Raw genomic sequence first — 22328 nt, forward strand, 5'->3', positions numbered from 1 at the left:
CCGTGCGCGGCGCTGGCGGACCCGCGCGGGCGCCGCTGAATGAACAGGGCGGCCACACGCCACCGCCCCGGGCCACCACCAGGAACCGGCGAACAACGGTGGGTTCCCGCCATTGCGCCGGCTTTCAAGGCGCACCCGTGCGCCCATAATGCGGCGACTCACCATGAACCTCGTTGCGCTGAACATCGAATCGATCCAGCTCGGCTCCCCGCTTCCCTTCATCCTGCGCGGGGCCGATGGCGTGCTGCTGGCGCAAAAAGGCTACGTGATCCGCACGCGCAACGAGCTGGACGTCCTGCTGTCGCGCGGCCTGCAGCTGTGCGTGGACACCGACGAATCGGGCGACAGCCACCGTGCCTATCTGGCGCAGCTGCAGCAGATGCTGATGTCCGACACCTCGCTCGGCCAGATCGCCTCCATGAAGATCAGCGCCGGGGCCCAGTCCTCGCGCGACCGCGCCGAAGGCGGCCCGCCCGATTGGCCGGGGCTGCAGCTGCGGGCCACGCAGCTGCTGCGCGCGCCACAGGCGCATGACTTTCCCGACCGCTTCGATGCGCTGCACCGCGAACTCGCCCTGCACTGCCGCCAGAGCCCCGACGCGGTCCTGCTCGCCCTCATCTACCTGTCCGGCCACGAAACCCGGCAGTACAGCGGCACCCACGCCATGCTCGTGGCCTGCGTGTGCATGCTGGTCGCCGTCGAGCAACTGCGCTGGCCGGTGGAGCGCGTGATGCAGACCGGGCGTGCGGCGCTGTCCATGAACATCGCCATGACCGCGCTGCAGGACCAACTGGCCGTGCAGGCCCAGCCGCTCACCTCGGACCAGATCGCCGCGGTGGAAAGCCATGCCGCCCGATCCGAGACCCTGCTGCGCCAGCTGGGCGTGCACGACCCGGTGTGGCTGGAAGCCGTGCGCTGCCACCACCACCGCTCGCCGGGCCCGCTGGCCGACAAGAGCGAAGGCGAGCAGATCGCCCGGCTGATCCAGCGCGCGGACGTGTTCGGCGCCCGCCTGGCCCCGCGCGCCTCGCGCGCGCCGATGCCCGTCACCGCGGCGATGCAGGCGAGCTACTACGACGAATCGCACCAGGTGGATGAAGCGGGCTCCGCCTTGGTGAAAACCCTGGGCGTGTATCCGCCGGGCGCGTTCGTGCGGCTGGTGAGCCAGGAGATCGCCGTCACCCTGCGCCGCGGCGGCAGCGCCACCACGCCACGCGTGGCCGTGGTGCTCAACCGCAACGGCATGCCCACCGGAGAGCTCATTCCGCGCGACACCGCCCAGCCGGCCTGGAAGGTGACCGGCGCCATCGCCCAGCGCGATGTGCGCGTGCAGCTGCAGTTGAACCGCTTGCTGAGCCTGGTCTGAGAACGTTTTTCAGGGCTGCTCCTGTCAGCGGCGGCCTCATGGAGCGCGCGGGGGTGGGACTTTTCCGCCGATTTGCGCCAAACTCGTTCGTGAGCCGCTGCCACTCGTGATCCAGCCACAGTCCGTGGCGCCCCTTCATCAGGAGACCTCCATGCTGCGCCGAGTCCTTTGCCTTGCCCTGGCGGCTGCGCCGCTCGCCCTGTCCGGCCTTCCCGCGCGGGCCGCGGGCCCGGCGGCCACGACGGAAGACGGCACCTGCCCGCCCCTGCTGCGCCACACCCCCCTGCGCCTGCAGGACGAACTGCCACAGCCGCTGTGCCAGTACCGCAACAAGGTGCTGCTGATCGTCAACACGGCCAGCTACTGCGGCTTCACGGGGCAGTACCAGGGGCTGGAGGCCCTGCACGCGCGCTACAAGGACCGGGGGCTGGTGGTGCTGGGGTTTCCTTCCAACGATTTCTCCCAGGAGGGCGGCAGCAATGCGCAGATCGCCGACTTCTGCGAGAGCACCTTCGGCGTCAAGTTTCCGATGTTCGCCAAGAGCCGGGTCGTCGGGGCCGATGCCTCGTCGCTGTACCGGGAACTGAAGGCCCAGGCCGGCGAGGCGCCCCGCTGGAACTTCCACAAGTACCTGGTGGGCCGGGACGGCAAAGTGGCCGGCAGTTTCGCCAGCATGGTGGAGCCGGGCGACCCCCGGCTGGTGCGCGCGATCGAGCAGCAACTGGACGCCGGGCGACCGAAACCGTCACCGTTCTGAAACGGTTCCGTGATATGGAAATGGTTACATTTTCTGATGCTTTTAACCACCAGACCCCTGGAACTTCACGGGATCGTCACTACTCTAGTAACCAGTGCAGGCGGTGACGCCCGCTCCCCGATCAACCCCTTTACTGTTGCGAAGCCTTTTGAACCCTGGTGGTTCGACTGAAACCCTGAAGCGCTTCTCCTCCCTCCCTCTCTAAATTCGTTTCGGGACGCTTCGCAACTTTTTTATTCCGCCAAAAAATAAAGCGCGCAACCTTCGCAGGTTGTGCGCTTTTGGCTTTGTGGGCGCCGCTTTTTGTCAGTCAGCGCGCCGGGGCGATCGATCAGGCAGGCCGTGTGTCGGCGAAGCTCACGCGCTGCTCCAGCTTGTCCAGCAGGCGGGCGAGGTTGGCATGCTCGGCACGCCATTCGATTTCCGGAAAGCGAAAGCCGATCCAGCCCAGCGCGCAGCCCACGGCGATGTCGGACAGGCTCATGTGGATGCCGCTGCAGTAGGGCTTCTCGCCCAGGCCCTGGGCCATGGCCTTGATGCCCGCCTCGACCTTGCCGAGCTGCCGGTCGATCCACGCCTGGCTGCGTTCGCCCTCCTGGCGGCCGGCCCAGCGCGACTCGAGCCGGGCGAGCACGCCTGCGTCCATCACGCCGTCGGCCAGGGCCTCCCAGGTCTTGACCTCGGCGCGCTCGCGGCCTTGCGTGGGAATCAGCCGGCCCACGGGCGAGAGGGTGTCCAGGTATTCGACGATGACGCGTGAATCGAACACGGCCTCTCCGCCTTCCATCACCAGGCACGGCACCTTGCCCAGCGGGTTGGAGGTGGCGATGGTCGTGTCCTCGGCCCAGACGTCCTCCTCGATGAAGCGATAGTCCAGCTTCTTCTCGGCCATCACGATACGCACCTTGCGCACATAGGGGCTGGCTGAGGATCCGATCAATTTCATGGTGTTCTTCCGGGCACGGCAGGGGACGGGGACAAGGCCGCTTGATTTTATGGGCAGTCTTGCCTTGGATAGCTTACAGGCAGCGCCACCTACAATCCCCGCCCATGAGCCTGTCCACCATCACCGCCCTCTCGCCCCTCGACGGCCGCTACGCCGCCAAACTCTCCGCCCTGCGCCCGATCATGAGCGAGCACGGCTACATGCACCGCCGGGTGCAGGTGGAAGTGGCCTGGTTCATCGCGCTGTCGGATGCGGGCTTCGCCGAGTTCAAGCCCCTGACCACCGGCGCGCGCGCCTACCTGCTGGGGCTGGTGAAGAATTTTTCCGAAACCGATTCGGCCGCCATCAAGGACATCGAGAAGACCACCAACCACGACGTGAAGGCCGTGGAATATTGGCTCAAGGGCAAGTTCGAGGCCCGCCCCGAGCTGGAGAAGGCGGCCGAGTTCGTGCATTTCGCCTGCACCAGCGAGGACATCAACAACACCAGCCACGCCCTGCAGCTGCGATCCGGCCGCGACCAGGTCGTGCTGCCGGGCCTGGACCGCATCGTGCTCAAGCTGCGCGAGATGGCCCACATGTACGCCGCCGTGCCCATGCTGAGCCGCACGCACGGCCAGACCGCCAGTCCCACCACGGTGGGCAAGGAACTGGCCAACGTGGTCGTGCGGCTGCAGACCGCCTGCGAGCGCGTGGCCTCGGTCAAGATGCTGGGCAAGATGAACGGCGCCGTGGGCAACTACAACGCCCACCTGTCCGCCTGGCCCGACTTCGACTGGGAAGCCTTCAGCAAGCGCGTGGTGGAAACGCCCGAGCCCCTGGGCCTGGGCCTGACCTTCCAGCCCTACAGCATCCAGATCGAGCCGCACGACTACATGGCCGAACTATTCGACGCTGTGGCGCGCGCCAACACCATCCTCATCGACCTGTCGCGCGACATCTGGGGCTATGTGAGCCTGGGCTACTTCAAGCAAAAGCTCAAGGCCGGCGAGATCGGCTCCTCGACCATGCCGCACAAGGTCAACCCGATCGACTTCGAGAACGCCGAAGGCAACCTGGGCCTGGCCAACGCGCTGCTCAAGCACCTGTCCGAGAAGCTGCCCGTGAGCCGCTGGCAGCGCGACCTGACCGACAGCACCGTGCTGCGCAACATCGGCGTGGCACTGGGCTATGCGGCCCTGGCGTACACCTCGCTCATGACCGGCCTGAACAAGCTGGAACTGAACGAAGAGGCGCTGTCGGACGACCTGAACGCCTCCTGGGAAGTGCTGGCCGAGCCGATCCAGACGGTGATGCGCCGCTTCGGCGTGCCGGGCGCCTACGAAAAGCTCAAGGAAGTCACCCGCGGCAAGACCGTGACGGCCGACGCCCTGCACGGGCTGATCCGCAGCCTGGAGATTCCCGAAGCCGAAAAAGAGCGCCTGCTCGCCATGACGCCCGGCAGCTACATCGGCAAGGCCGCCGAGCTGGCGCGCCGCGTCTGACCGCCCACCGCCCGGGTTGAAGCCCTTTTGCCGGTCCGCGCCCCACCATCGGGCGCGGACTGCTATATTTTTGTGAGCACCAGCCCATGGCCATCAAGTCCACCATCTTCAAGGCGAACCTGCAGATCGCCGACATCGACAACAGCTACTACGCCGACCATTCGCTCACGCTGGCCCGCCACCCGAGCGAAACCGACGAACGCATGATGGTGCGGCTGGCGGCGCTGGCCCTCAACGCCCACCAGCTGCAGGCCGTGTGCCAGGGCGACGGCACCCTGGCCTTCGGCGCGGGGCTGTCCGACCCGGACGACCCGGACGTCTCCCTGACCGACTTCACCGGCCGCAAGCGCCTGTGGATCGAGGTCGGCCAGCCCGAGGACAAGCCGCTCACCAAGGCCTGCAGCAAGTCGGACGCCGTGATCGTGTATTGCTTCCACCATGCCGCCGAGGTGTGGTGGAAAGGCATCCAGACCAAGCTGTCGCGCCTGGACAAGCTGCAGGTGTGGCGCCTGCCCGCCGAGGCCTCGCAGGCCCTGGCCGCGCTCGCGGAGCGCAGCATGCAGCTGCAGGCCACGGTGCAGGAGGGCGCGCTCACCCTGAGCAGCAACCTGGGCAGCGTGCACGTGGAACCCCAGCGCTGGAAGTGACGCGGCCACGGGTTGTGCCGGGGTGCGCAGGGTTTGAAGCCTGATGGGCCTCCAGCGCATGATCGACTAGGGCATATTGCTATCAATAAGTGAGCATCACAGCGTGCGGCCGGCCACACGCCGCGCCGGCCCGCCCGATGGCATGCAGCGCTATCTGAGCTCAAGCCGGCTGCGGCATCAGCGCGCCGCACTGCCAGCACTGCTCGAACCCGCCCTCCACCATTTCGCCGCACCCGCACAGCCAGCGGCGCTGGGGCAGGTTCTGCAACGCCTGCAGCAGTTGCCGCGCTCGGGCGGCGTGCTCGTCGTGCTCCAGCCAGATCTCGGGCAGGCACTGGTCGGGCGGCAGGTGCCCGGCGGCGGCCCCCAGATATTGCCGCTGCACCGACGCCGGCATGCCGCCCTCGCGCAGCAAGTCGGCCCACAGGGTGGCGATCGCGATGTTGGGGGCCTGGGTCAGACGGAGCATGAACCCACCATAGCCGCTGTCCCGCGGCCCGTAAAGGGCGGGAAAGCCATGGCGCCGCCCATCCCCCCGCACCGGGGGCCGAAACGCCCACCGACGCCGTTCAGGCAGGCGCCTTGGCCTCGGCCGGCGTGCTGCCTTCCGCCGCGCGTTCGGCGTAGCGGTTGAAACGCCACGCCGAGCTCTCCAGCGTGATGCGGCGCCACACCGTGCGCTTTTCGACCGGCGTCATCGCCAGCCAGTGCTGCACCTCGGCGAAGCTGCGGCCGCAGCCCTTGCACTGCTCGTCGCCCTGGCTGGTGGAGCAGATGGCGATGCACGGGGTGTCGGGCGTGGTCTCGTACCAGGCGCGCCAGGCTGCCATCGCCGCGGGGGGAAAGCCCGCCTCGTCGGCTTCGTCCTCGTGCCAGTACACCATCAGCGCGTAGACCTCGGCCAGCGCCACCAGCTCGGGCGCCAGCGTCACGCCGTCGGGCGACGGCGACCGGGCGCGCCAATGGTTGATGGCGGCTTCGATGTCGGTGATGTGCAGGACGGCCATGGGAGTGCGAAAGGGGGCCGCGATCATACCGCTGCCCGGGTGCGCTCCAGTGGCGCCCGCCGGCCTCCGAGCCGCCCCGCAAAACACTCACGAATTGATAGCAGCAAAGGCAATCAAAACGCCGGCGTAGGGCCTATTTGACTCAAAACCGTTCCGGCGCGCGAGACACGTTCGCTTGCACGGCCGCTCGCCCCTGTGTTCCAATGCCGGCTTCGAAGGGGAGTAGCTCCCAACCCAGCAGACATCCGGCAGGCACACCGCCCGGGGCGGCTGGGCTTGTCGGTCCTGTCGTCAGTACGAAGCGCAAGCTTCCGGCAGGCCGGGTCCATCCATGCAAGGCATGGCGGACCGAGCGAGACCTTTGATGGGCCCTGCGCGGGCTGATCAAGGCCGTCCCTATCGAACAACGCTCCGCGCAACGCGGGCGTGCCTCAGGTCACCTCCGCAGTCAGCCCCCGTTCCCGGAGGGGCCCGGCGCTACAGGGGTAGCGGGTTCCTCCTCCCGGCCATTGCTTTTGAGGAATTTATGGACTTCTTGACTTCACCCGAGTTCTGGGTCGCGTTGGGGCAGATCATCATCATCGACATCCTGCTGGGTGGCGACAATGCGGTCGTCATCGCGCTGGCTTGCCGCAAGCTGCCACCCGCCCAACGAACCAAGGGCATCATCTGGGGCACCGCGGGCGCCATCATCCTGCGCGTCATCCTGATCGCGTTCGCCATGACGCTGCTGGCGCTGCCGTTCCTCAAGTTCGTGGGCGCGCTGCTGCTGGTGTGGATCGGCATCAAGCTGCTGGCACCCGACGAAGACGGCCACGGCGACGTGGCAGGCAGCGACAAGCTGTTCGCGGCCATCAAGACCATCATCGTGGCCGATCTGGTGATGAGCGTGGACAACGTGATCGCCATCGCCGGCGCCGCCCAGAATGCCGGCGAGCACTCGATGCTGCTCGTGGTCCTGGGCCTGCTGATCTCGATCCCGATCATCGTCTGGGGCAGCCAGCTGGTCATCAAGCTCATGGAGCGCTTCCCCATCATCATCACCATCGGCGGCATGCTGCTGGGCTGGATCGCCGGCGGCATGCTGGTCACCGACCCGATCTTCGTCAACACCGAGCGCTGGAGCTGGGCACCGAAGCTGGGCACGCTCGACGCGCAAGGCCTGGCCGTGATCTCCGACACCCTGTACTGGGCCGCGCACATCGCCGGCGCCCTGCTGGTGCTGGTGGTCGGCAAGGTCATCGTCTCGCGCCGCGCCGCAGCGGCTCCGGCCGCCCACGGCTGAGCAAGCAGGCCTTGACGACGAACGGTGGGCAAAACGGCACGGGCGCCGCCAGGCGTCCGGCCATTTCGCCCGGCCCTCTTTCCCCCATTGCTAACGGCACCCCTGCCAGGTCACAAGGAAGCCTCATGAACAAAGTCATCGTGTACGTGGACGACGCCGAGCAGGCCCGGCAGGTCCTGGCGCCCCTGTCCCACCGCGCCTCGGCCGAGAAAACGGAATGGGTGCTGGTGGCCTGCGCGCCGCGCATGACCCACCGCATCAGCAAGTGGGTCAGCCACAGCGCCCGCGAGAACTGGCGCACCAAGTGGGCCGACAAGCTGTTCGGCCAGATCGTCCCCTGGCTGCAGGCCGAAGGGGTGCAGGCCAGCACCGTGCTGGCCAAGGGCCCGCTGGCCGATCTGCTCACCCAGCTGCAGGCCGAACACGGCGCCGTGCCCGTGATCGACGCACGACGCCCCAAGCAGGACGAAGTGGCCGCGCCGACGCCCGTCCAGGCGGTGGCCGCCCCCGTCAACATCACGCGCAAGCCATCGCCGCGCCGCTGGTCCCTGCCGGGCACGTTGGCCGGCCTGGGCGCGATGTTCATGTTCGTAGCGGAGTGATCCTCCCCCACGGCCTTGCTGCCCAGCAGTTACGCGCAAGGGCCTGTCCTGCACACATGACGTAGTTGTGCTGGCTGACGACCTGTTGCGTCCGGTGCGTCGCGGAGGTTCCGGGTACCCGCGACAACCGGGGATCTTGCTGCAGCGAGGCACTTCGTGAAAGGAGACTGGACTTCGCGATCCCTCGGTTATTTTTGGCACGGCTAAGCGATGGTGGAGGTTTTTTCACTCACCTCCAGTCTCAAGATTACCCATGCAGATTGCTCCCTTGGTCTCCACCTCCGTCGCCTCTACCTCTTCCGTGCCCGAGCAGCCGGCGAGTCAGCCTTCATCGCGTCCCGGCTCGCCCCGTCCGTCCACCATGGAGTCCGGACCTCCGATTCGGCCCAAAGGTCAGTCGCTGCCCTCCACGAACAGCCTGGGCCCTCGCATTGAAGCGGATCGGCTTGCCGATCTGCAATCCGACAGCCGTCCCGGCCCGTCTTATCAGGGCACTGTTCGCGTGGAGGGGAATCAACTCACGTCCAAAAACCCGGTGACCCAGAAACTGCTGGAGTCCCTGGCAATCGATCCTGCCGAAGTGCCCGGCCTGAAATTCATGGCCCTGGCTGGCAAGGAGCCGACGCTATCGCTTCGCCTGGGCGCCAACGGTGGAAACACATTGGACAGCCTCAAGGCGGCGCTTGGCGAAGACCTCAGCGCCCCGATGGAGCACGCCACCATCCCGCTGCTACTCGGCGTGATTGCTCGCGGTGAGCAGGCGATCGGCGATGACCTTCGCGGCCGGATCATCCCGCTGCTGCGGGAGGCACGTCCGAGGATGGAATCGTCTTTGCCCGCACTGAAATCCTTGATCGAGGACCGGCTTGCCGCACGGCCGGACCTGTCGCTGAAGATGGCTGCCACAGGACTGCTGCAGCTTGCTACGGCCAAGAGCATCGACCTCAAGCTGCTTGGCTCGAGCCTGGCCGTCAGCTCGGGGCTGGGCTCGCTGTGGGAGCTCGTGGCGGCACCAAAGGCCAAGCTCGCGCTGCTGGGTTCTGGCTTCGCATCCGTGGCGTGGGGCCTGCCGGCGTCCGTGATCGACGCGGCGCCCATGGTCGCGATCGAGGCGGCGGACACGATGACGGTCAAGAAGCGCATGGCCAATGACCGTGGCGATCCCTTCCCATTCATGCAAAAGCTCGGCGAGGCGCTCACTGCCGGGGTCGTGTCGGCCATCGGCGCGTTGCCGAACAACTTGCTCGAATACAACGCCGCTCGTCTACCGAGAGCTGTCGCTGCGCTGATCGGCGTGGGGACGACCGAGGTCGCCATCCTCTCGGCGGCGGCGGGCGTGCCTGGAGAGATTGCTGAGATCCGTGAGTCGGTCAAGGAGGCCGTCGAGCACGCGGTCCACAGCGGCGTGATGAAGCTGCCCGAGGGCGTCGCACAAGACGAAGCCATCCATCTGGCCACCGAACTGGCACTCAAGATGGAGCCCAGTACGGTGATCGGCAAGAAGTCGATGGGCGTCGCACTCGCGGTGGGGCTCGTGCCCTTCCTCCTCGGTGGCATGGTCACCGGTGCGCTTCCAGAAGCGGCGCTGCGCATCCTGCGCAGCACCGCTTTTGCACCGATTGAGATGATTGGCATGAATGTCATTGCCGCCATCTCTCAGACCGGCGTCCCGGGTATCGTGTCCAGCGATCACCAGCGCTTCGCGAATGTGATCGGGGACTTGCTCCAACACTCTGCTGCAAACATCGGTGACCTCGAGAGCGGAGCGGGTGAGACGAGCGGCCTGCAACCGACCATCGACGAGGAGGCCATCGTCGCGAGGCTCGCGCCTCACAACGAATTGCTGCGTCACGTCGGAGGCGCGGCCCTCACCGCCATGGCGGGGGTGCTCGACAGCGTGGGTTTCGTCGGACAGGTCGCTGCCTCAAGCGCCTCGTCTGCCATGAGTTCGCTGACGCGTCCATTCCGCGCGGTCGCCCAGGAAAGCCAGGCCAGGGAACCGTTGCTAACGTCATCCGCAACGCATGGCTGAAGCGGGGGCAGGCTGACGGACAGCAAGCCTCGCCCGAAGAACCCACGAAGCCATCGCTTCGCTGGTGCCTGAACGCAGCGGTTGAGCGCATTCGCGGGCCGGGGAACAGACCAGCGAATCCGCCGAGCCATGGCATGCGGGTGCTATGCTCCCGCGCCATGATGAAACTCATCCTCAAGTGGTTGCTCAGCGCTGCGGCGCTGCTGTTCGTGGCCTACGTGTACAGCGGCGTGGAGGTGAAAAGCTTCACCAGCGCGCTCATTGCCGCCTTCGTCATCGGCTTGTTCAATGTCGTGCTGCGGCCCGTGCTGGTGGTGCTGACGCTGCCGGTCACCGTCCTCACCATCGGGCTGTTTCTCTTCGTCATCAACGCGCTCATGTTCTGGGCCGCCGCCACGGTACTGGGCGACGGCTTCCAGGTGCGGGGCTTCGCGGCGGCGTTGATCGGCTCGCTGATCTATTCGGTGCTGGGCGTGCTCATCGAATCAGCGCTCGGCGGCCTGTTCCTTAAGAAGTGAATCGACGGCCCGCAGACGCGTCTCGATGATCGACGCGTCGATGTAGTCGGCCGGGTCGCCCCCCCGGCTGCCGCTCTTGCGCGCCAGATCCTGGCCCGCCTTGAACCGGTCCACTGCCGCCTGGTAGTCGTAGCGTGCCGCATGCGCCTCGGCCTCGGCCCGCACCGCGCGCAGCGGGTGGTTCTGCTGCTGCCACACCGCCGCCAGCAAATGCCATGCGGTGGCATCGTGCGGATGCGTCGCCACCCGCGTCTGCAGCGGGCCGGTCATTTCCTGGGCATTGCCCGTGCGCAGCAGGGCCTGCGTGCGCAGCAGCATCTCCGGCCGCCCCGTCGGCGCAGCGGCCTGGGCGGGCGGGTGTGCCGAAGAAGCCAGGGTCGCCTGCGCTGGCAACTGCTGCAGTGCGGCCTGGAAGTCCCCGGCCGCGAATTCGATTTCCGCACTGAGCAATCTCGCCTGCCGCAGCGCCGGCGCATCGCCGCGCACCGCCTCCATCAAGCCCCGCAGTGCGGTGCGCGCCGCCGGCACGTCCTGCAGCTGGCTGGCGCTCAGCGCCGCCGCGTACCAGGCCGCCACCCGGCGGGGCAACGGCTGGGCCGCGAAACCGGTGCCCAGCGGTTCAGTCGTCCACTGCCGCCAGACATCCACGCCCGGACGGGACAGCACGCGGGCGCGCGCGGCCATCATCGCGTGTTCCAGCGTGGGCGTGGCCGGTGCGGCAGAGCCCCCTGGCGGCAGCCGCGAATGCATGTCGGCAATGCGCTGCGTGGTCAGCGGGTGGCTGCGCAGGTAGGGCCAGCTGCCGTTGTCGTTGATGCGGTTGGCTTGCTGCAGCTTGTCGAACATGGCCACGAACCCCTGCGGCGCAAAGCCGGCCGGCGCCATCAGCCCATAGCCGATGCGGTCGGCCTCGCGCTCCATGTCGCGCGAGAAGTTCAGCTGGTTCTGCACCGCCACCGCCTGCCCGCCGATCATCAGCGCCTGGGCCGCATTGGGGCTCTTGCTGGCGGCCAGCGCGCCCAGCACCAAGGCCCCGAGCATCAACGGCGTCTGCCGGTTCTGCTGCGTGATCAGGCGCGAGATGTGGCGCTGCGTGACGTGGCTCAGCTCATGCGCCAGCACCGACGCCAGCTCATCGCGCGTGGACACCACGCCGATCAATCCCAGGTGCACACCGAAATAGCCGCCCGGCAGCGCGAAGGCATTCACCGTGCGGTCACGGCCCAGCAGAATCTCCCAGGCAAAGCGCTCGTCCAGTTCGGGGGAGAGTTCCCCGCGCTCTCGCGCTGCTTTCACCAGGGGTTGGAAGATGCTGTCCACGTACTCGTTGAGCACGGCGTCGTCGATGTAATCCGGATCGCGGTACAGCTCGCGGATGATGCGGTCGCCGAGCTGGCGCTCCTGGGCGGTGGTGAGGTCGGAGCTGTCACCCAGCGTGGGCAGGCCCGCTTGCGCATGCACGGCGGTCGTGCCGCACACACCGCTCACGATGAAAAGGGAAGCGGCCACCGCCTGACGCACAAGCACCAGAGGCCGTTTTCGATCAAATGGCACGCAAAGTCTCCTGCACTGATTCGGCCACGCCACCCCGGCCCTGGCCGCTACACATGACCGTATGATGCCCTGGCCCCCGAATGTTCCCTGCCAGCGAATGACCCGCGTGCAATCACCAGTACTTGTATGAGCGACACCCCCACTCCCTCCAGCCTGACCCATTTCGACGCCCTGGGACAGGCCCACATGGTCGATGTGAGCGCCAAGCCAGCCACGCACCGCGTTGCCGTCGCCACCGGCCGCATCGAGATGCAGCCCGAAACCCTGGCCATCATCCAGTCAGGCACCGCCGCGAAGGGTGACGTGCTGGGCATCGCCCGCATCGCGGGCATTCAGGCGGCGAAAAAGACCAGCGATCTGATTCCGCTGTGCCATCCCTTGTCGCTGACGCGCATCGCCGTGACGTTTGCGACCGCATCCGAGGGGGTCGGCATCGAATGCACGGCGACCGTGGAAACCGTGGGGCCGACGGGCGTGGAAATGGAGGCGTTGATGGCCACCCAGGTCGCCTTGCTCACGGTGTACGACATGTGCAAGGCGGTGGACAAGCACATGGAGATCAGCGGCGTGAGGGTGGCGAAAAAACTCGGCGGCAAATCCGACTGGAAAACACCCCCTACTTCGGCCACGCCACCTTAGCCATCTCCGGATAGACCGCGGCCTGTTCATCCCATTGGCGGCGCAACTCGGCGACCAGATTCTGGCTGGGCTGGTTCAAGCGCGTCATCACCACGACCCAATATTCCGCCTCCTGGGTTTTGCCGGCCGAGGCATACATCGCGGCAAGCTTGTAGAGCGTGATGGTGCTGGGCAGGAGTTTCGTGGTCCGTGAAGCACGGACCAGATCCTGCTCGGAGTGCGCCTTGCCGGGATTCACCCGGATAAGCCACATCAAGTCCTGCAACTGGGTCAGAGATACCACTTCCGGGGCCAGGCGATCCGAGGGCGCGGCCAATTGCTGGCGTTCGAAGCGGAGAGAGAAGAAATCGTCTTCGATTCGCAGGTAGTCGTGGATGGTGATGGCCAATCCCACGCCAGCCACTCCCATCATGATGGCGATCGGCCAACGCCCCGTCTGCCCGACGGGCTTGAACCGCAGTGCCTCGTTCAACGCGCCCAGCATGAGGCCGCACGGCAGCAAAAAGTAAGCGTAGTAGAGGGGGTATTCCAGCATGGCGTGCACACCCAGCGCGGCCACGAACAGGAACATCCAGAGGTGCTCTGGCTGGGCCATGCGACGGATCGCATGAACGGTCCACAAGACCAGCACTGCGCACAAAGCCAGACCCAGCGGAATCCCTGTGAAAACCAGCAGATCCATCAGCAGGTTGTGGGCATGCCGGTGCGTTCCCGCCGTGACCATGTCGTAGGGGTTCGGAGCGAACTGCGCAAAACTGGTTTGCATCCAGCCAAAACCAAACCAGGGGCGACTCCATACGGCTTCCCACAGATGCATCCAGACGTCCAGGCGCAGTTCCAGGTTCGAGATGCTCCGCACGGGTCGCAGCTGGGACGCACGTCCCAACCACACATCGACATGGGGCAGCGCAACGAGGAAAACCGCGAACATGCCGGTCCAGGTGAACGCGCCCACCATGACGCCCCGCGTGATGGCCAGGCGTTTGCGGAACAGGGCCAGCATCGCCAAGAACAACAACACGACCAGCCAGGTCGTGCGCGACTCCGCCAGCGCCAGTCCGACAGCCAGCAAAACGGCCAGGAGCCAAGCCACAAGGCCAGGCAATCGGCTACGCTGATGCAGCCACGCACACGCCAGCACGCCGAGGCAGAGCAAACTGGCCAATTGGTTCGGCTGCCCCAGGTTGGCATGAAAGCGCTCGGGAGGGGCAGGAATGAAGAGCCAGAACGCGCTGCCGGGGTCGACTTGGAGCCATTGCTGGAATTGGATCAGCAGCGACCCCAACGCCCCCACCAGCGCCGCCATGAACAGAAAATCGGCGGCTTGAGCAGGCCGCCACCGCTCCAGCGCGGCCCCCACCAGCATGGTCAGGGCCAAGCCCATCAAATACAGGGAACTGGTCCACGCCACCCCTCTCGCCTCCACCAGACCGGCTGCGTATTGCGCCCATACGATCACACAGCACGCCAACACCGCCAGGGGAAGAACATGCCACGCTACCGCCTGAGCTTTGTTGATCCGCCATAGCACTACGGCGCCAAGCCCCCACATCGCACAGGCCGCCCACGCATCCGAATAGAAGTCCACCCAGGGCTCGTGGTGGTTGGGCAATAGCCAGCACAAGGCGAAAACCAACGCACCCAATACAGCCAACGGTATCGAACGGGAGGAAGAAGTGGGAGCCATAAATCTTTAAGGGCCAAGAAAAAAGGGGGCTGAAGCCCCCTTTTTTGAATAGAAACGCCAAGCGTTCAGTGATTACTTGCAAGAACCGGGTGCATAACGCAAAGCAACGCCGGTGCTCTTGCAGATCCACTCATAGACTTGCAGGCCTTGACCGCCGTTGGTAGCCGTGCCCAGTGCAAAGTTGTTACCACCGCTGTCCTTCTTGGGCGTGAGCGTGATGGTGTCGGTGCTGGCCATCGTCACACCCAGGTTGGTTGCATGCGGCACGACAGTGATAATGCCGGTGGTCGCATCGGTGGTGATCGAGGCCACCATCTTGGTGGGACCCGTTGCATCGCAACCGAAGGCATTCGTACCCGACAGCGTCGCATCGGTGCGCATGCTTTGGATGGTTTCGCTGATGGTCGTACGGCATTGGGAAGCGGCCAGAACCACTTCAGACATGCGCGCCTTGATGGTGTAGTCCTTGTAGGCCGGCAGGGCCACGGCAGCCAGAATACCGATAATCGCCACCACGATCATCAATTCAATCAGGGTGAAACCCTTTTGCAGATTGCGCTTCATAAATCTCTCCTAGGAGGTCGATTGCAAATAAAAACCTGCAGAAGAATTCTCCAGGTCCGCCATCAACTCAGCAGGTTCCATGCCAATGCAGCTCATCCGGTAAAACAGAAAAACCCCAGGGGGACAGACCAGGGAACCCCCGTCTGAATCGTTCCATCCCTGGCACTTGTGACAAATTTGTCCACCACCCCTGTCACAAGCAGATGCGTGAGTTACGAATCTCGCCGCATCGCAAGCCGACTGATACCAATCGATCAGCCCTGGACGAACTCCATCTCCGTCCCTGCCAGCGCCAAGCGGTCCCCGCTCTTCAACAGCACCGGTTCATCCGCCATCACGGCGCCATTCAACTGAGGCCGCTGCGCGCCTTCCACGTGCGACAGCACAAATCCATGGTGCCGCTTGGTGATCGACGCAACCGCCACACCCGGCTTGCCGATGGTGGTCACCACCTTGACCAGCGCCACCTCGCGCCCTGCAGCCGCCCCTGAGCAGACCCGGATCGACGCGCTCAAGACCGGAGCAGGCGTCGACCCGGCGGCGGACAGCGGGGCGGAACGGGAGGTCAATGGCCGCGGCGGCACCATGCCGGGCTTGAACACCATGGTCTTTTCGAAGTTTTCGCCCTCGTTTTCCTGCAGGAAGCGGATCTTGTACTTACCCACTTCCACCGTGTCCCCGTTGCGCAGCGGCTGGCGCTTGACGGGTTGCCCATTCACGTAGGTGCCGTTGGTGCTGCCGAGGTCCTCGATCTCCACCTCGTCGGGCGAGACATGGAGCACGGCGTGTTCGCCACTGACGGCCAGGTTGTCGATGACGATGTCGTTATAGGGGCGGCGGCCGAGGGTCGTACGCTCCTTCGTCAATTGGACTTCCTTGATGACGACTCCGTCGATCGACACGATCATTTTCGGCATGATCAATTCCTCATTCTTTCATTGCGATGGTCGGCCAGGTGGCTGATTCAACTTCAATCGGCACGCAAAAATCGCGACATCAAGCCGCGCTTCCTCTCAATGGATCCCGCCTGCACCAGCAGCACGCTGATGTTGTCGCGGCCGCCCCGGGCATTGGCGGCTTCGATCAGATGGGCGGCTTTGTCCTCCAGGGGTTCCTGTACCAGGGCCAGCGTTTGAATCTGATCGTCTTCGACCATGTCGGTCAAGCCATCCGAGCACATCACGAACAGATCCTGCGGCTCCACGGGAAACTCATTGATTTCGACCAGTACAGCACTTTCCACGCCAAGGGCCCGGGTGACCAGGTTGCGCTGGCCCGATATCGCCGCTTCTTGCGGCGTGAGGATGCCTGCATCCACCTGTTCCTGCAGCCAGGAGTGGTCGCGCGTGATCTGCCTGAGCACGCCGCCGCGCAGGCAATAGCACCGTGAATCGCCGATGTGCCCGAGGATCAGGCGATCGCCCAGAAAAACGCCGACCACTACCGTGGTGCCCATGCCCGAATACTGCGGATGGGAGAGCGACGCATCGAAGATGGCGTGGTTGGTGCGCTCCACGCAGTCTTCCAGCGCTCGGCGCACTTCCGTCGACGCGGCACGGGGGCCGGCTTGCGCCAGCCACTGGGTCATTTCGTCGTGAATGAGGCTAGTGGCCATGCCGCTTGCGATTTCGCCCGCGTTGTACCCGCCCATGCCATCGGCGAGCACCGCCAGCTGCGCGCTGGCGTCCGCGATCACGGCGTCTTCATTGTTCGAGCGCACCCGGCCTTGGTCGGTGCGGGCGCAAAACTGATAGTTCAGCTTGATACCCAAGGTCATGCTTCACCCGGCGCAGGGAGAAGCAAAGCTGCGCCAGCGGTGTGCGCAGTCCCTGTTGCAGTTTTTTGAAAATCCCCCATGTCGTGCCCTGTTGCGTCGCGTTCCGCATCATAGACGACGGACCCGCCGCCGAGAGGGCCTCGGGGTCGGCCAACCCCAAGTTTTCATCGGGCTACCGGAGGCACAACCGCATCAACCGGCCGCCGCCGAGTTTTGCTGCGCCCGTGACTGCAGGAATTTCCCGGCGCCCACCACGAACAGGGCGCCCAGAGCGGCTGCCACATAGTGCAAGGAAGGATGGGCCAGGACGACATCGTGCAGCGATGCATCGCTGGCGATGGTCTCGCCACCCACCCAGCCGATCAGGCCAGCGCCGAACAGGACGATGATGGGAAAGCGCTCCATGAGCTTGATCATGAGCGTGCTGCCAAAAATGACGAGCGGAATGCTGATGGCCAGGCCGAGGATCAACAGGACCATGTTGCCGTGGGCCGCGGCGGCCACGGCGATCACGTTGTCCAGGCTCATCACCAGGTCGGCGATCAGGATGGTGCGGACGGCCGCCATGAGGCCGCCGCCGGACTGGGAGCCTTCGCCGTCTTCGTCGCTGTCGGTCATCAGCTGCAGGCCGATCCACAGCAGCAGGCAGCCGCCGATGATCTGCAGGAACGACAGCTCCAGCAGCTTGGCGGCTACCACGGTCAGCACGATGCGCAGCACCACGGCGGCGCCGGAGCCCCAGAAAATGGCTTTCTTCTGTTGGTGCGGGGGGAGCGAGCGCGCGGCCAGTGCGATGACCACGGCGTTGTCGCCGGACAGGATGATGTTGATCCAGACGATCTTGACGAGGCCGATCCAGAAGTCGGCCGTGTGCAGGAATTCCATGCGAGGTATCTCCGTGTTATGAATGAAAGAGGCGCCCGAAACCAGGGTTTCGGGCGCCTCTTCTTTTATGGGAGAGCGCAGTTTATCGGGGCTGCAAACCCCTTTCGTCCGTAGTTTTGCTTACAGATTACTTCAGCTGCGCCTTGAGCAACTTGCCGAGCTCGGAAGGATTGCGGGTGATGATGAAACCCGACTCTTCCATGATGGCGAGCTTGGCATCGGCCGTGTCGGCACCGCCGGAGATCAGCGCGCCTGCGTGGCCCATGCGCTTGCCGGGAGGGGCGGTCACGCCGGCGATGAAGCCCACGATCGGCTTCTTCATGTTGGCCTTGCACCATTGGGCGGCTTCCGCTTCGTCCGGACCACCGATTTCGCCGATCATGATGACGGCATCGGTATCGGGATCGTCGTTGAAGGCCTTCATCACGTCGATGTGCTTGAGGCCGTTGATGGGGTCGCCACCAATGCCCACGGCGCTCGACTGGCCCAGGCCCACTTCCGTCAGCATGGCCACGGCTTCGTACGTCAGCGTGCCAGAACGGCTCACCACGCCGATGCGGCCCTTGCGGTGGATGTGGCCGGGCATGATGCCGATCTTGATTTCGTCGGGCGTGATCAGGCCGGGGCAGTTGGGGCCCAGCAGCAGCGTCTTCTTGCCGCCAGCGGCTTCCTTGGCCTTCATCTTGTTGCGCACTTCGAGCATGTCGCGCACCGGAATGCCTTCGGTGATGCAGATGGCCAGGTCCAGATCGGCTTCCACGGCTTCCCAGATGGCAGCGGCAGCGCCTGCGGGCGGCACATAGATCACCGACACGGTGGCGCCGGTCTGCGATGCGGCTTCCTTGACGGAGGCGTAGATCGGAATGTTGAAGATCGACTCGCCGGCCTTCTTCGGGTTCACGCCCGCCACGAAGGCGTTCTTGCCGTTCGCGTACTCCTGGCACTTTTCCGTGTGGAACTGGCCGGTCTTGCCCGTGATACCCTGGGTAATGACCTTGGTGTCTTTGTTGATGTAGATCGACATGTGTGTTCTCCGGGCTTACTTGACGGCAGCAACGATCTTGGTCGCAGCTTCGGCCATGGTGTCTGCGGCGATGATGGGCAGGCCGGATTCGGCCAGCATCTTCTTGCCCAGCTCTTCGTTGGTGCCCTTCATGCGCACGACCAGCGGCACGTTCAGGTTCACGGCCTTGCACGCGGTGATGACGCCCGTGGCGATGGTGTCGCACTTCATGATGCCGCCGAAGATGTTGACCAGGATGCCTTCGACCTTGGGGTTCTTCAGCATGATCTTGAAGGCTTCGGTGACCTTCTCGGGGGTGGCACCGCCGCCCACGTCCAGGAAGTTGGCCGGCTCGCCGCCGAACAGCTTGATGGTGTCCATGGTGGCCATCGCCAGGCCGGCACCGTTCACCAGGCAGCCGATGTTGCCGTCCAGGCTGATGTAGGCCAGGTCGAACTTGGAGGCTTCCACTTCGGCCGGGTCTTCTTCGTCCAGATCGCGGTAGGCCACGATTTCAGGATGGCGGAACAGCGCGTTGGCGTCGAAGTTGAACTTGGCGTCCAGCGCCATCAGGTTGCCCTTGGAGTCGCAGTTCAGCGGGTTGATTTCCACCAGCGAAGCGTCCGTCTCCATGTAGCACTTGTAGATCTTGGCGAAGATGTCCACGGCCTGGTCGATGGAAGCGCCGGTCAGGCCGATGGCTGCAGCCACCTTCTTGCTCTGCTCGGCGGTGATGCCGGTCAGGGGATCGATCATCTCGGTGATGATCTTCTCGGGCGTGGAGTGCGCCACTTCCTCGATGTCCATGCCGCCTTCGCTGGAAGCGATCAAGGCCACCTTCTGCGTGCCGCGGTCGGTCACCAGCGAGACATACAGTTCGTTCTTGATGTCGGCGCCGTCTTCGATGTACAGGCGACGGACCTTCTGGCCTTCGGGGCCGGTCTGGTGCGTCTTGAGCTGCATGCCCAGGATTTCGCCCGAGATGCGCTTGACATCGTCGATGGTCTTGGCGACCTTCACGCCGCCGCCCTTGCCACGGCCACCGGCGTGGATCTGGGCCTTGACCACCCACACGGGGCCGCCGAGCTTCTGGGCAGCCTCCACGGCTTCCTGCACCGTGAAAGCAGGAATGCCGCGCGGAACGGGCACACCAAAATTGCGCAAGATTTCCTTGCCTTGGTATTCGTGAATCTTCATGAGGTCTCTCTCAGGGAAGGATGTTGGTAACCCGTTTGCCATGAGCAGATGTCTGGCCGCGGGCGGGTGACATGGCAACCGGCGACTGTATCATGCTGCGATGCACCATCCCTTGCGGATGTCACGTACCACGGCGGGCCGCCACGGCCATCTTTTGCAGGAGCATTCCATGTCCAAAGTCTTCATCGACGGCGAAGCCGGCACCACGGGCCTGCAGATCCGCGAGCGCCTGCAGGCGATGCCGCAGGTGCAGGTGGTCAGCATCGCGCCCGAGCGGCGCAAGGACCCGGCCGCCAAGCGCGAACTGATCGCCGGCGTGGATCTGGTGATCCTGTGCCTGCACGACGATGCCGCCCGCGAGACCGTGGCCATGGTGGACGAGATCGAAAAGGCCGGCGGCCGCCGCATCAAGGTGATCGATGCCAGCACGGCGCACCGCACGGTGGCGGGCTGGGTGTTTGGTTTTCCCGAACTGGCCGCGGGCCAGAGCGATGCCGTGGCATCGGCCACGCGGGTGGCCAACCCCGGTTGCTATGCCACCGGGGCGATCGCGCTGCTGCGCCCGCTGGTGGAGGCCGGTCTGGTGCCGGTCGATTTCCCGCTGGCCCTGCCTTCGGTGAGCGGGTACTCGGGCGGCGGCCGCACGATGATCGAGGCCTACGAGCAAAACGCCGCCCCGGCGTTCGAGCTGTATGCCCTGGGCCTGTCGCACAAGCACCTGCCCGAGATCATGAAGTACACCGGCCTGACGCGCCGGCCGATCTTCGTGCCGGCGGTGGGCAATTTCCAGCAGGGGATGCTGGTGCAGTTGCCGCTGCACCTGGACCTGCTGCCCGGCGCGCCCAAGGCAGCCGACCTGCACGACGCCCTGGTCGCGCACTACGCCAAGAGCAACACGCCGGACCAATGGGTCAAGGTGTTGCCGCCAACTGACGACGGCAAGCTCGACGCCCTGGCGCTCAACGACACCAACCAGCTCGAACTGCGCGTGTTCGCCAATGAAAACTACCGCCACGCGGTGCTGGTGGCCCGCCTGGACAATCTCGGCAAGGGTGCCAGCGGCGCGGCGGTGCAGAACCTGAAGCTGATGCTGGGCCTGTGATGGGCCGTTGCGGCTGAGGGGCGGGGGCGGCGCCGCGATGCCGTACGCCCGGCCTCAGGCCCGCCCCATGCGCTGAAAGAGCCCACCGGGCAGGCGGGCCACCTGCCCGTCCAGTTCCAGTTCGAGCAAGGCGACCTGCAGCGACGCGGCATCCATGCCGGTGCGCGCCACCAGCGCATCGAGGCCGGTCGGGTCGAACCCCAGCGCCTGCAGCAGTGCCGCATGCTCTCCCGCCGGCAACGCCTCGCTGCTTTCGCCATCGCTGCGCGGCGAGGGCGCCTGCGATGCGGGTGCAGCCCGCGGTGCCTCGGAAGGCGCCAAGCGCAATTCTTCCAGCACGTCCTGCGCGGACTCGACCAGTTTGGCCCCTTGCCGGATCAGCGCATGGCAGCCCCGGGACTGCGGCGCGTGGATGGAGCCGGGAATGGCGAACACCTCCCGCCCCTGTTCGGCCGCCAGCCGGGCGGTGATCAGCGAGCCCGAGGCCAGCGCCGCCTCCACCACCAGCGTGCCTTGCGACAGCCCCGCGATGATGCGGTTGCGCTTGGGGAAATTGCCCGCCAGCGGCGGCGTGCCCAGCGGGTACTCGCTCACCAGCACGCCGTTTTGCGCGATGCGGTGGGCGAGGTCCAAGTTCTTGCGCGGGTAGACGCGGTCCAGCCCGGTGCCCACCACCGCGAGGGTCGCGGGCAGATCGTCGGCACCGTCCACCCCGCCGTCCAGCGCCCCTTCGTGCGCCGCGGCATCCACGCCCAGCGCCAGGCCGGAGACGATGCACAAACGGGCGCTGCGCAGCGCCCGCGCGAACTGCCGTGCATGGTCGGCGCCCTGCGCCGTGGGATTGCGGCTGCCCACGATGGCGATGCAGCGCTCGGTCGTCCAGGGTGTCGTCTGCGCCAGGAACTGCGGTGCCCCCAGGAGGTAGAGCATGAGGGGCGGGTCTTCGGTGGCCAGCAGGCCCGGCGGATAGGCCGGATCGCCCAGCGTGACGATCTGGCGGGCGGTCTGGCCCGGCGCCGCACCGTTCAGCCACTGCCAGGTAGTCTCGACCAGCGCCTCGAGCGTGGGCGGCACGGTGCCCAGGGCCCGCGCCTGGGCGGGCGTGGCACAGGCCTGCAGCGCCGCTGGCGATGCGGTGAACAGGTTCTGCGGCAGGCCGAACGCAGCCAGCAGCCGGCGCGCGGCCCCATTGCCGACGCCGGGCGTGAGCGCCAGCCGCAGCCAGGCGGCCAATTCGTCCCGATCCATGGAGGTCAAAGCAGGCATCCCGAGGCCA

The 22328-nt window shown here is 65.6% G+C and carries 22 protein-coding genes; 10 read left to right on the forward strand and 12 right to left on the reverse strand.

The features are described from left to right. Window positions 1-163 precede the first annotated feature (163 nt). Both AVTE2539_RS08565 and AVTE2539_RS08570 read left to right on the forward strand, forming a co-directional pair. The gene (locus AVTE2539_RS08565) at window positions 164-1366 is read left to right on the forward strand and encodes an HD-GYP domain-containing protein (RefSeq protein ID WP_272566534.1); all 1203 of its coding nucleotides are present in this window, start codon (window positions 164-166) and stop codon (window positions 1364-1366) included. A 151-nt stretch (window positions 1367-1517) separates the two neighbouring features. Continuing rightward, window positions 1518-2123, forward strand: a complete 606-nt coding sequence (locus tag AVTE2539_RS08570) for a glutathione peroxidase (protein ID WP_284409766.1) — start codon at window positions 1518-1520, stop codon at window positions 2121-2123. A gap of 331 nt (window positions 2124-2454) precedes the next feature. On the opposite strand, the gene AVTE2539_RS08575 is transcribed toward AVTE2539_RS08570, so the two are convergent. Continuing rightward, window positions 2455-3069 (reverse strand): glutathione S-transferase family protein, encoded by a 615-nt coding sequence (locus AVTE2539_RS08575; protein WP_272566531.1) that lies wholly within the window; start codon window positions 3067-3069, stop codon window positions 2455-2457. A gap of 104 nt (window positions 3070-3173) precedes the next feature. Here AVTE2539_RS08575 and purB point away from each other — a divergent pair, with 104 nt between their 5' ends. Together purB and AVTE2539_RS08585 are read left to right on the forward strand one after the other, a co-directional pair. Then, entirely contained in the window at window positions 3174-4553 is a 1380-nt protein-coding gene (purB, locus tag AVTE2539_RS08580; RefSeq protein ID WP_284409768.1) for an adenylosuccinate lyase, read from the forward strand. Window positions 4554-4639: 86 nt separating this feature from the next. Next, window positions 4640-5200: a YaeQ family protein gene (locus AVTE2539_RS08585; protein ID WP_284406517.1), complete on the forward strand. Its 561-nt coding sequence runs from the start codon at window positions 4640-4642 to the stop codon at window positions 5198-5200. Window positions 5201-5360: 160 nt separating this feature from the next. Here AVTE2539_RS08585 and AVTE2539_RS08590 read toward each other — a convergent pair whose 3' ends face one another. Further along, window positions 5361-5669, reverse strand: a complete 309-nt coding sequence (locus tag AVTE2539_RS08590; RefSeq protein WP_284400636.1) for a putative signal transducing protein — start codon at window positions 5667-5669, stop codon at window positions 5361-5363. Between the two features lie 100 nt (window positions 5670-5769). Beyond that, complete coding sequence (locus tag AVTE2539_RS08595; RefSeq protein WP_284409770.1) at window positions 5770-6207, reverse strand: DUF3717 domain-containing protein; 438 nt, start codon at window positions 6205-6207, stop codon at window positions 5770-5772. Between the two features lie 526 nt (window positions 6208-6733). Between AVTE2539_RS08595 and AVTE2539_RS08600 the strand changes: the two genes are divergently transcribed. The 4 genes from AVTE2539_RS08600 (at window position 6734) to AVTE2539_RS08615 (ending at window position 10644) form a co-directional block, all read left to right on the forward strand. Then, on the forward strand, window positions 6734-7492 hold the full coding sequence (locus AVTE2539_RS08600; protein ID WP_272566526.1) for a TerC family protein: 759 nt from the start codon (window positions 6734-6736) through the stop codon (window positions 7490-7492). 125 nt (window positions 7493-7617) lie between these two features. Next, window positions 7618-8094: a hypothetical protein gene (locus AVTE2539_RS08605; protein ID WP_284409772.1), complete on the forward strand. Its 477-nt coding sequence runs from the start codon at window positions 7618-7620 to the stop codon at window positions 8092-8094. Between the two features lie 253 nt (window positions 8095-8347). Then, complete coding sequence (locus tag AVTE2539_RS08610; RefSeq protein ID WP_284400631.1) at window positions 8348-10126, forward strand: hypothetical protein; 1779 nt, start codon at window positions 8348-8350, stop codon at window positions 10124-10126. A 161-nt stretch (window positions 10127-10287) separates the two neighbouring features. Continuing rightward, window positions 10288-10644: a phage holin family protein gene (locus AVTE2539_RS08615; protein ID WP_272569868.1), complete on the forward strand. Its 357-nt coding sequence runs from the start codon at window positions 10288-10290 to the stop codon at window positions 10642-10644. Here the strand turns inward: AVTE2539_RS08615 and AVTE2539_RS08620 are convergent. After that, window positions 10612-12153: a M48 family metalloprotease gene (locus AVTE2539_RS08620; RefSeq protein ID WP_502868898.1), complete on the reverse strand. Its 1542-nt coding sequence runs from the start codon at window positions 12151-12153 to the stop codon at window positions 10612-10614. The two genes, AVTE2539_RS08615 and AVTE2539_RS08620, sit on opposite strands and share 33 nt — an antisense overlap. A 171-nt stretch (window positions 12154-12324) precedes the next feature. Between AVTE2539_RS08620 and moaC the strand changes: the two genes are divergently transcribed. Next, on the forward strand, window positions 12325-12837 hold the full coding sequence (gene moaC / locus AVTE2539_RS08625) for a cyclic pyranopterin monophosphate synthase MoaC (RefSeq protein ID WP_284409774.1): 513 nt from the start codon (window positions 12325-12327) through the stop codon (window positions 12835-12837). Here the strand turns inward: moaC and AVTE2539_RS08630 are convergent. The 7 genes from AVTE2539_RS08630 to sucC all read right to left on the reverse strand — a co-directional run bounded on the left by AVTE2539_RS08630 (window position 12815) and on the right by sucC (window position 19950). Further along, entirely contained in the window at window positions 12815-14425 is a 1611-nt protein-coding gene (locus tag AVTE2539_RS08630; RefSeq protein WP_284409775.1) for a PglL family O-oligosaccharyltransferase, read from the reverse strand. The two genes, moaC and AVTE2539_RS08630, sit on opposite strands and share 23 nt — an antisense overlap. A 171-nt stretch (window positions 14426-14596) precedes the next feature. Then, complete coding sequence (locus AVTE2539_RS08635) at window positions 14597-15088, reverse strand: pilin (RefSeq protein WP_284409778.1); 492 nt, start codon at window positions 15086-15088, stop codon at window positions 14597-14599. A 254-nt stretch (window positions 15089-15342) separates the two neighbouring features. Then, complete coding sequence (locus AVTE2539_RS08640; RefSeq protein ID WP_284400623.1) at window positions 15343-16005, reverse strand: FHA domain-containing protein; 663 nt, start codon at window positions 16003-16005, stop codon at window positions 15343-15345. Between the two features lie 53 nt (window positions 16006-16058). After that, window positions 16059-16865 (reverse strand): Stp1/IreP family PP2C-type Ser/Thr phosphatase, encoded by an 807-nt coding sequence (locus tag AVTE2539_RS08645; protein WP_284406524.1) that lies wholly within the window; start codon window positions 16863-16865, stop codon window positions 16059-16061. Between the two features lie 192 nt (window positions 16866-17057). Continuing rightward, window positions 17058-17750 carry a TerC family protein gene (locus AVTE2539_RS08650; protein ID WP_284409780.1) on the reverse strand — a complete coding sequence of 231 codons (693 nt, stop codon included), beginning with the start codon at window positions 17748-17750 and terminating at the stop codon, window positions 17058-17060. 127 nt (window positions 17751-17877) lie between these two features. Continuing rightward, window positions 17878-18774, reverse strand: a complete 897-nt coding sequence (gene sucD, locus AVTE2539_RS08655) for a succinate--CoA ligase subunit alpha (RefSeq protein ID WP_092742583.1) — start codon at window positions 18772-18774, stop codon at window positions 17878-17880. A 15-nt stretch (window positions 18775-18789) separates the two neighbouring features. Beyond that, window positions 18790-19950: an ADP-forming succinate--CoA ligase subunit beta gene (sucC, locus tag AVTE2539_RS08660; protein ID WP_272566514.1), complete on the reverse strand. Its 1161-nt coding sequence runs from the start codon at window positions 19948-19950 to the stop codon at window positions 18790-18792. Window positions 19951-20119: 169 nt separating this feature from the next. On the opposite strand from sucC, the gene argC reads away from it, so the two are divergent. Beyond that, on the forward strand, window positions 20120-21052 hold the full coding sequence (gene argC / locus AVTE2539_RS08665; protein WP_284409783.1) for an N-acetyl-gamma-glutamyl-phosphate reductase: 933 nt from the start codon (window positions 20120-20122) through the stop codon (window positions 21050-21052). A gap of 54 nt (window positions 21053-21106) precedes the next feature. Here argC and dprA read toward each other — a convergent pair whose 3' ends face one another. Further along, window positions 21107-22300 (reverse strand): DNA-processing protein DprA, encoded by a 1194-nt coding sequence (gene dprA / locus AVTE2539_RS08670; protein ID WP_284409784.1) that lies wholly within the window; start codon window positions 22298-22300, stop codon window positions 21107-21109. Between the last annotated feature and the right edge of the window lie 28 nt (window positions 22301-22328).

The sequence above is a fragment of the Acidovorax sp. SUPP2539 genome, from assembly GCF_030158975.1.
Taxonomy (GTDB): domain Bacteria; phylum Pseudomonadota; class Gammaproteobacteria; order Burkholderiales; family Burkholderiaceae_C; genus Paracidovorax.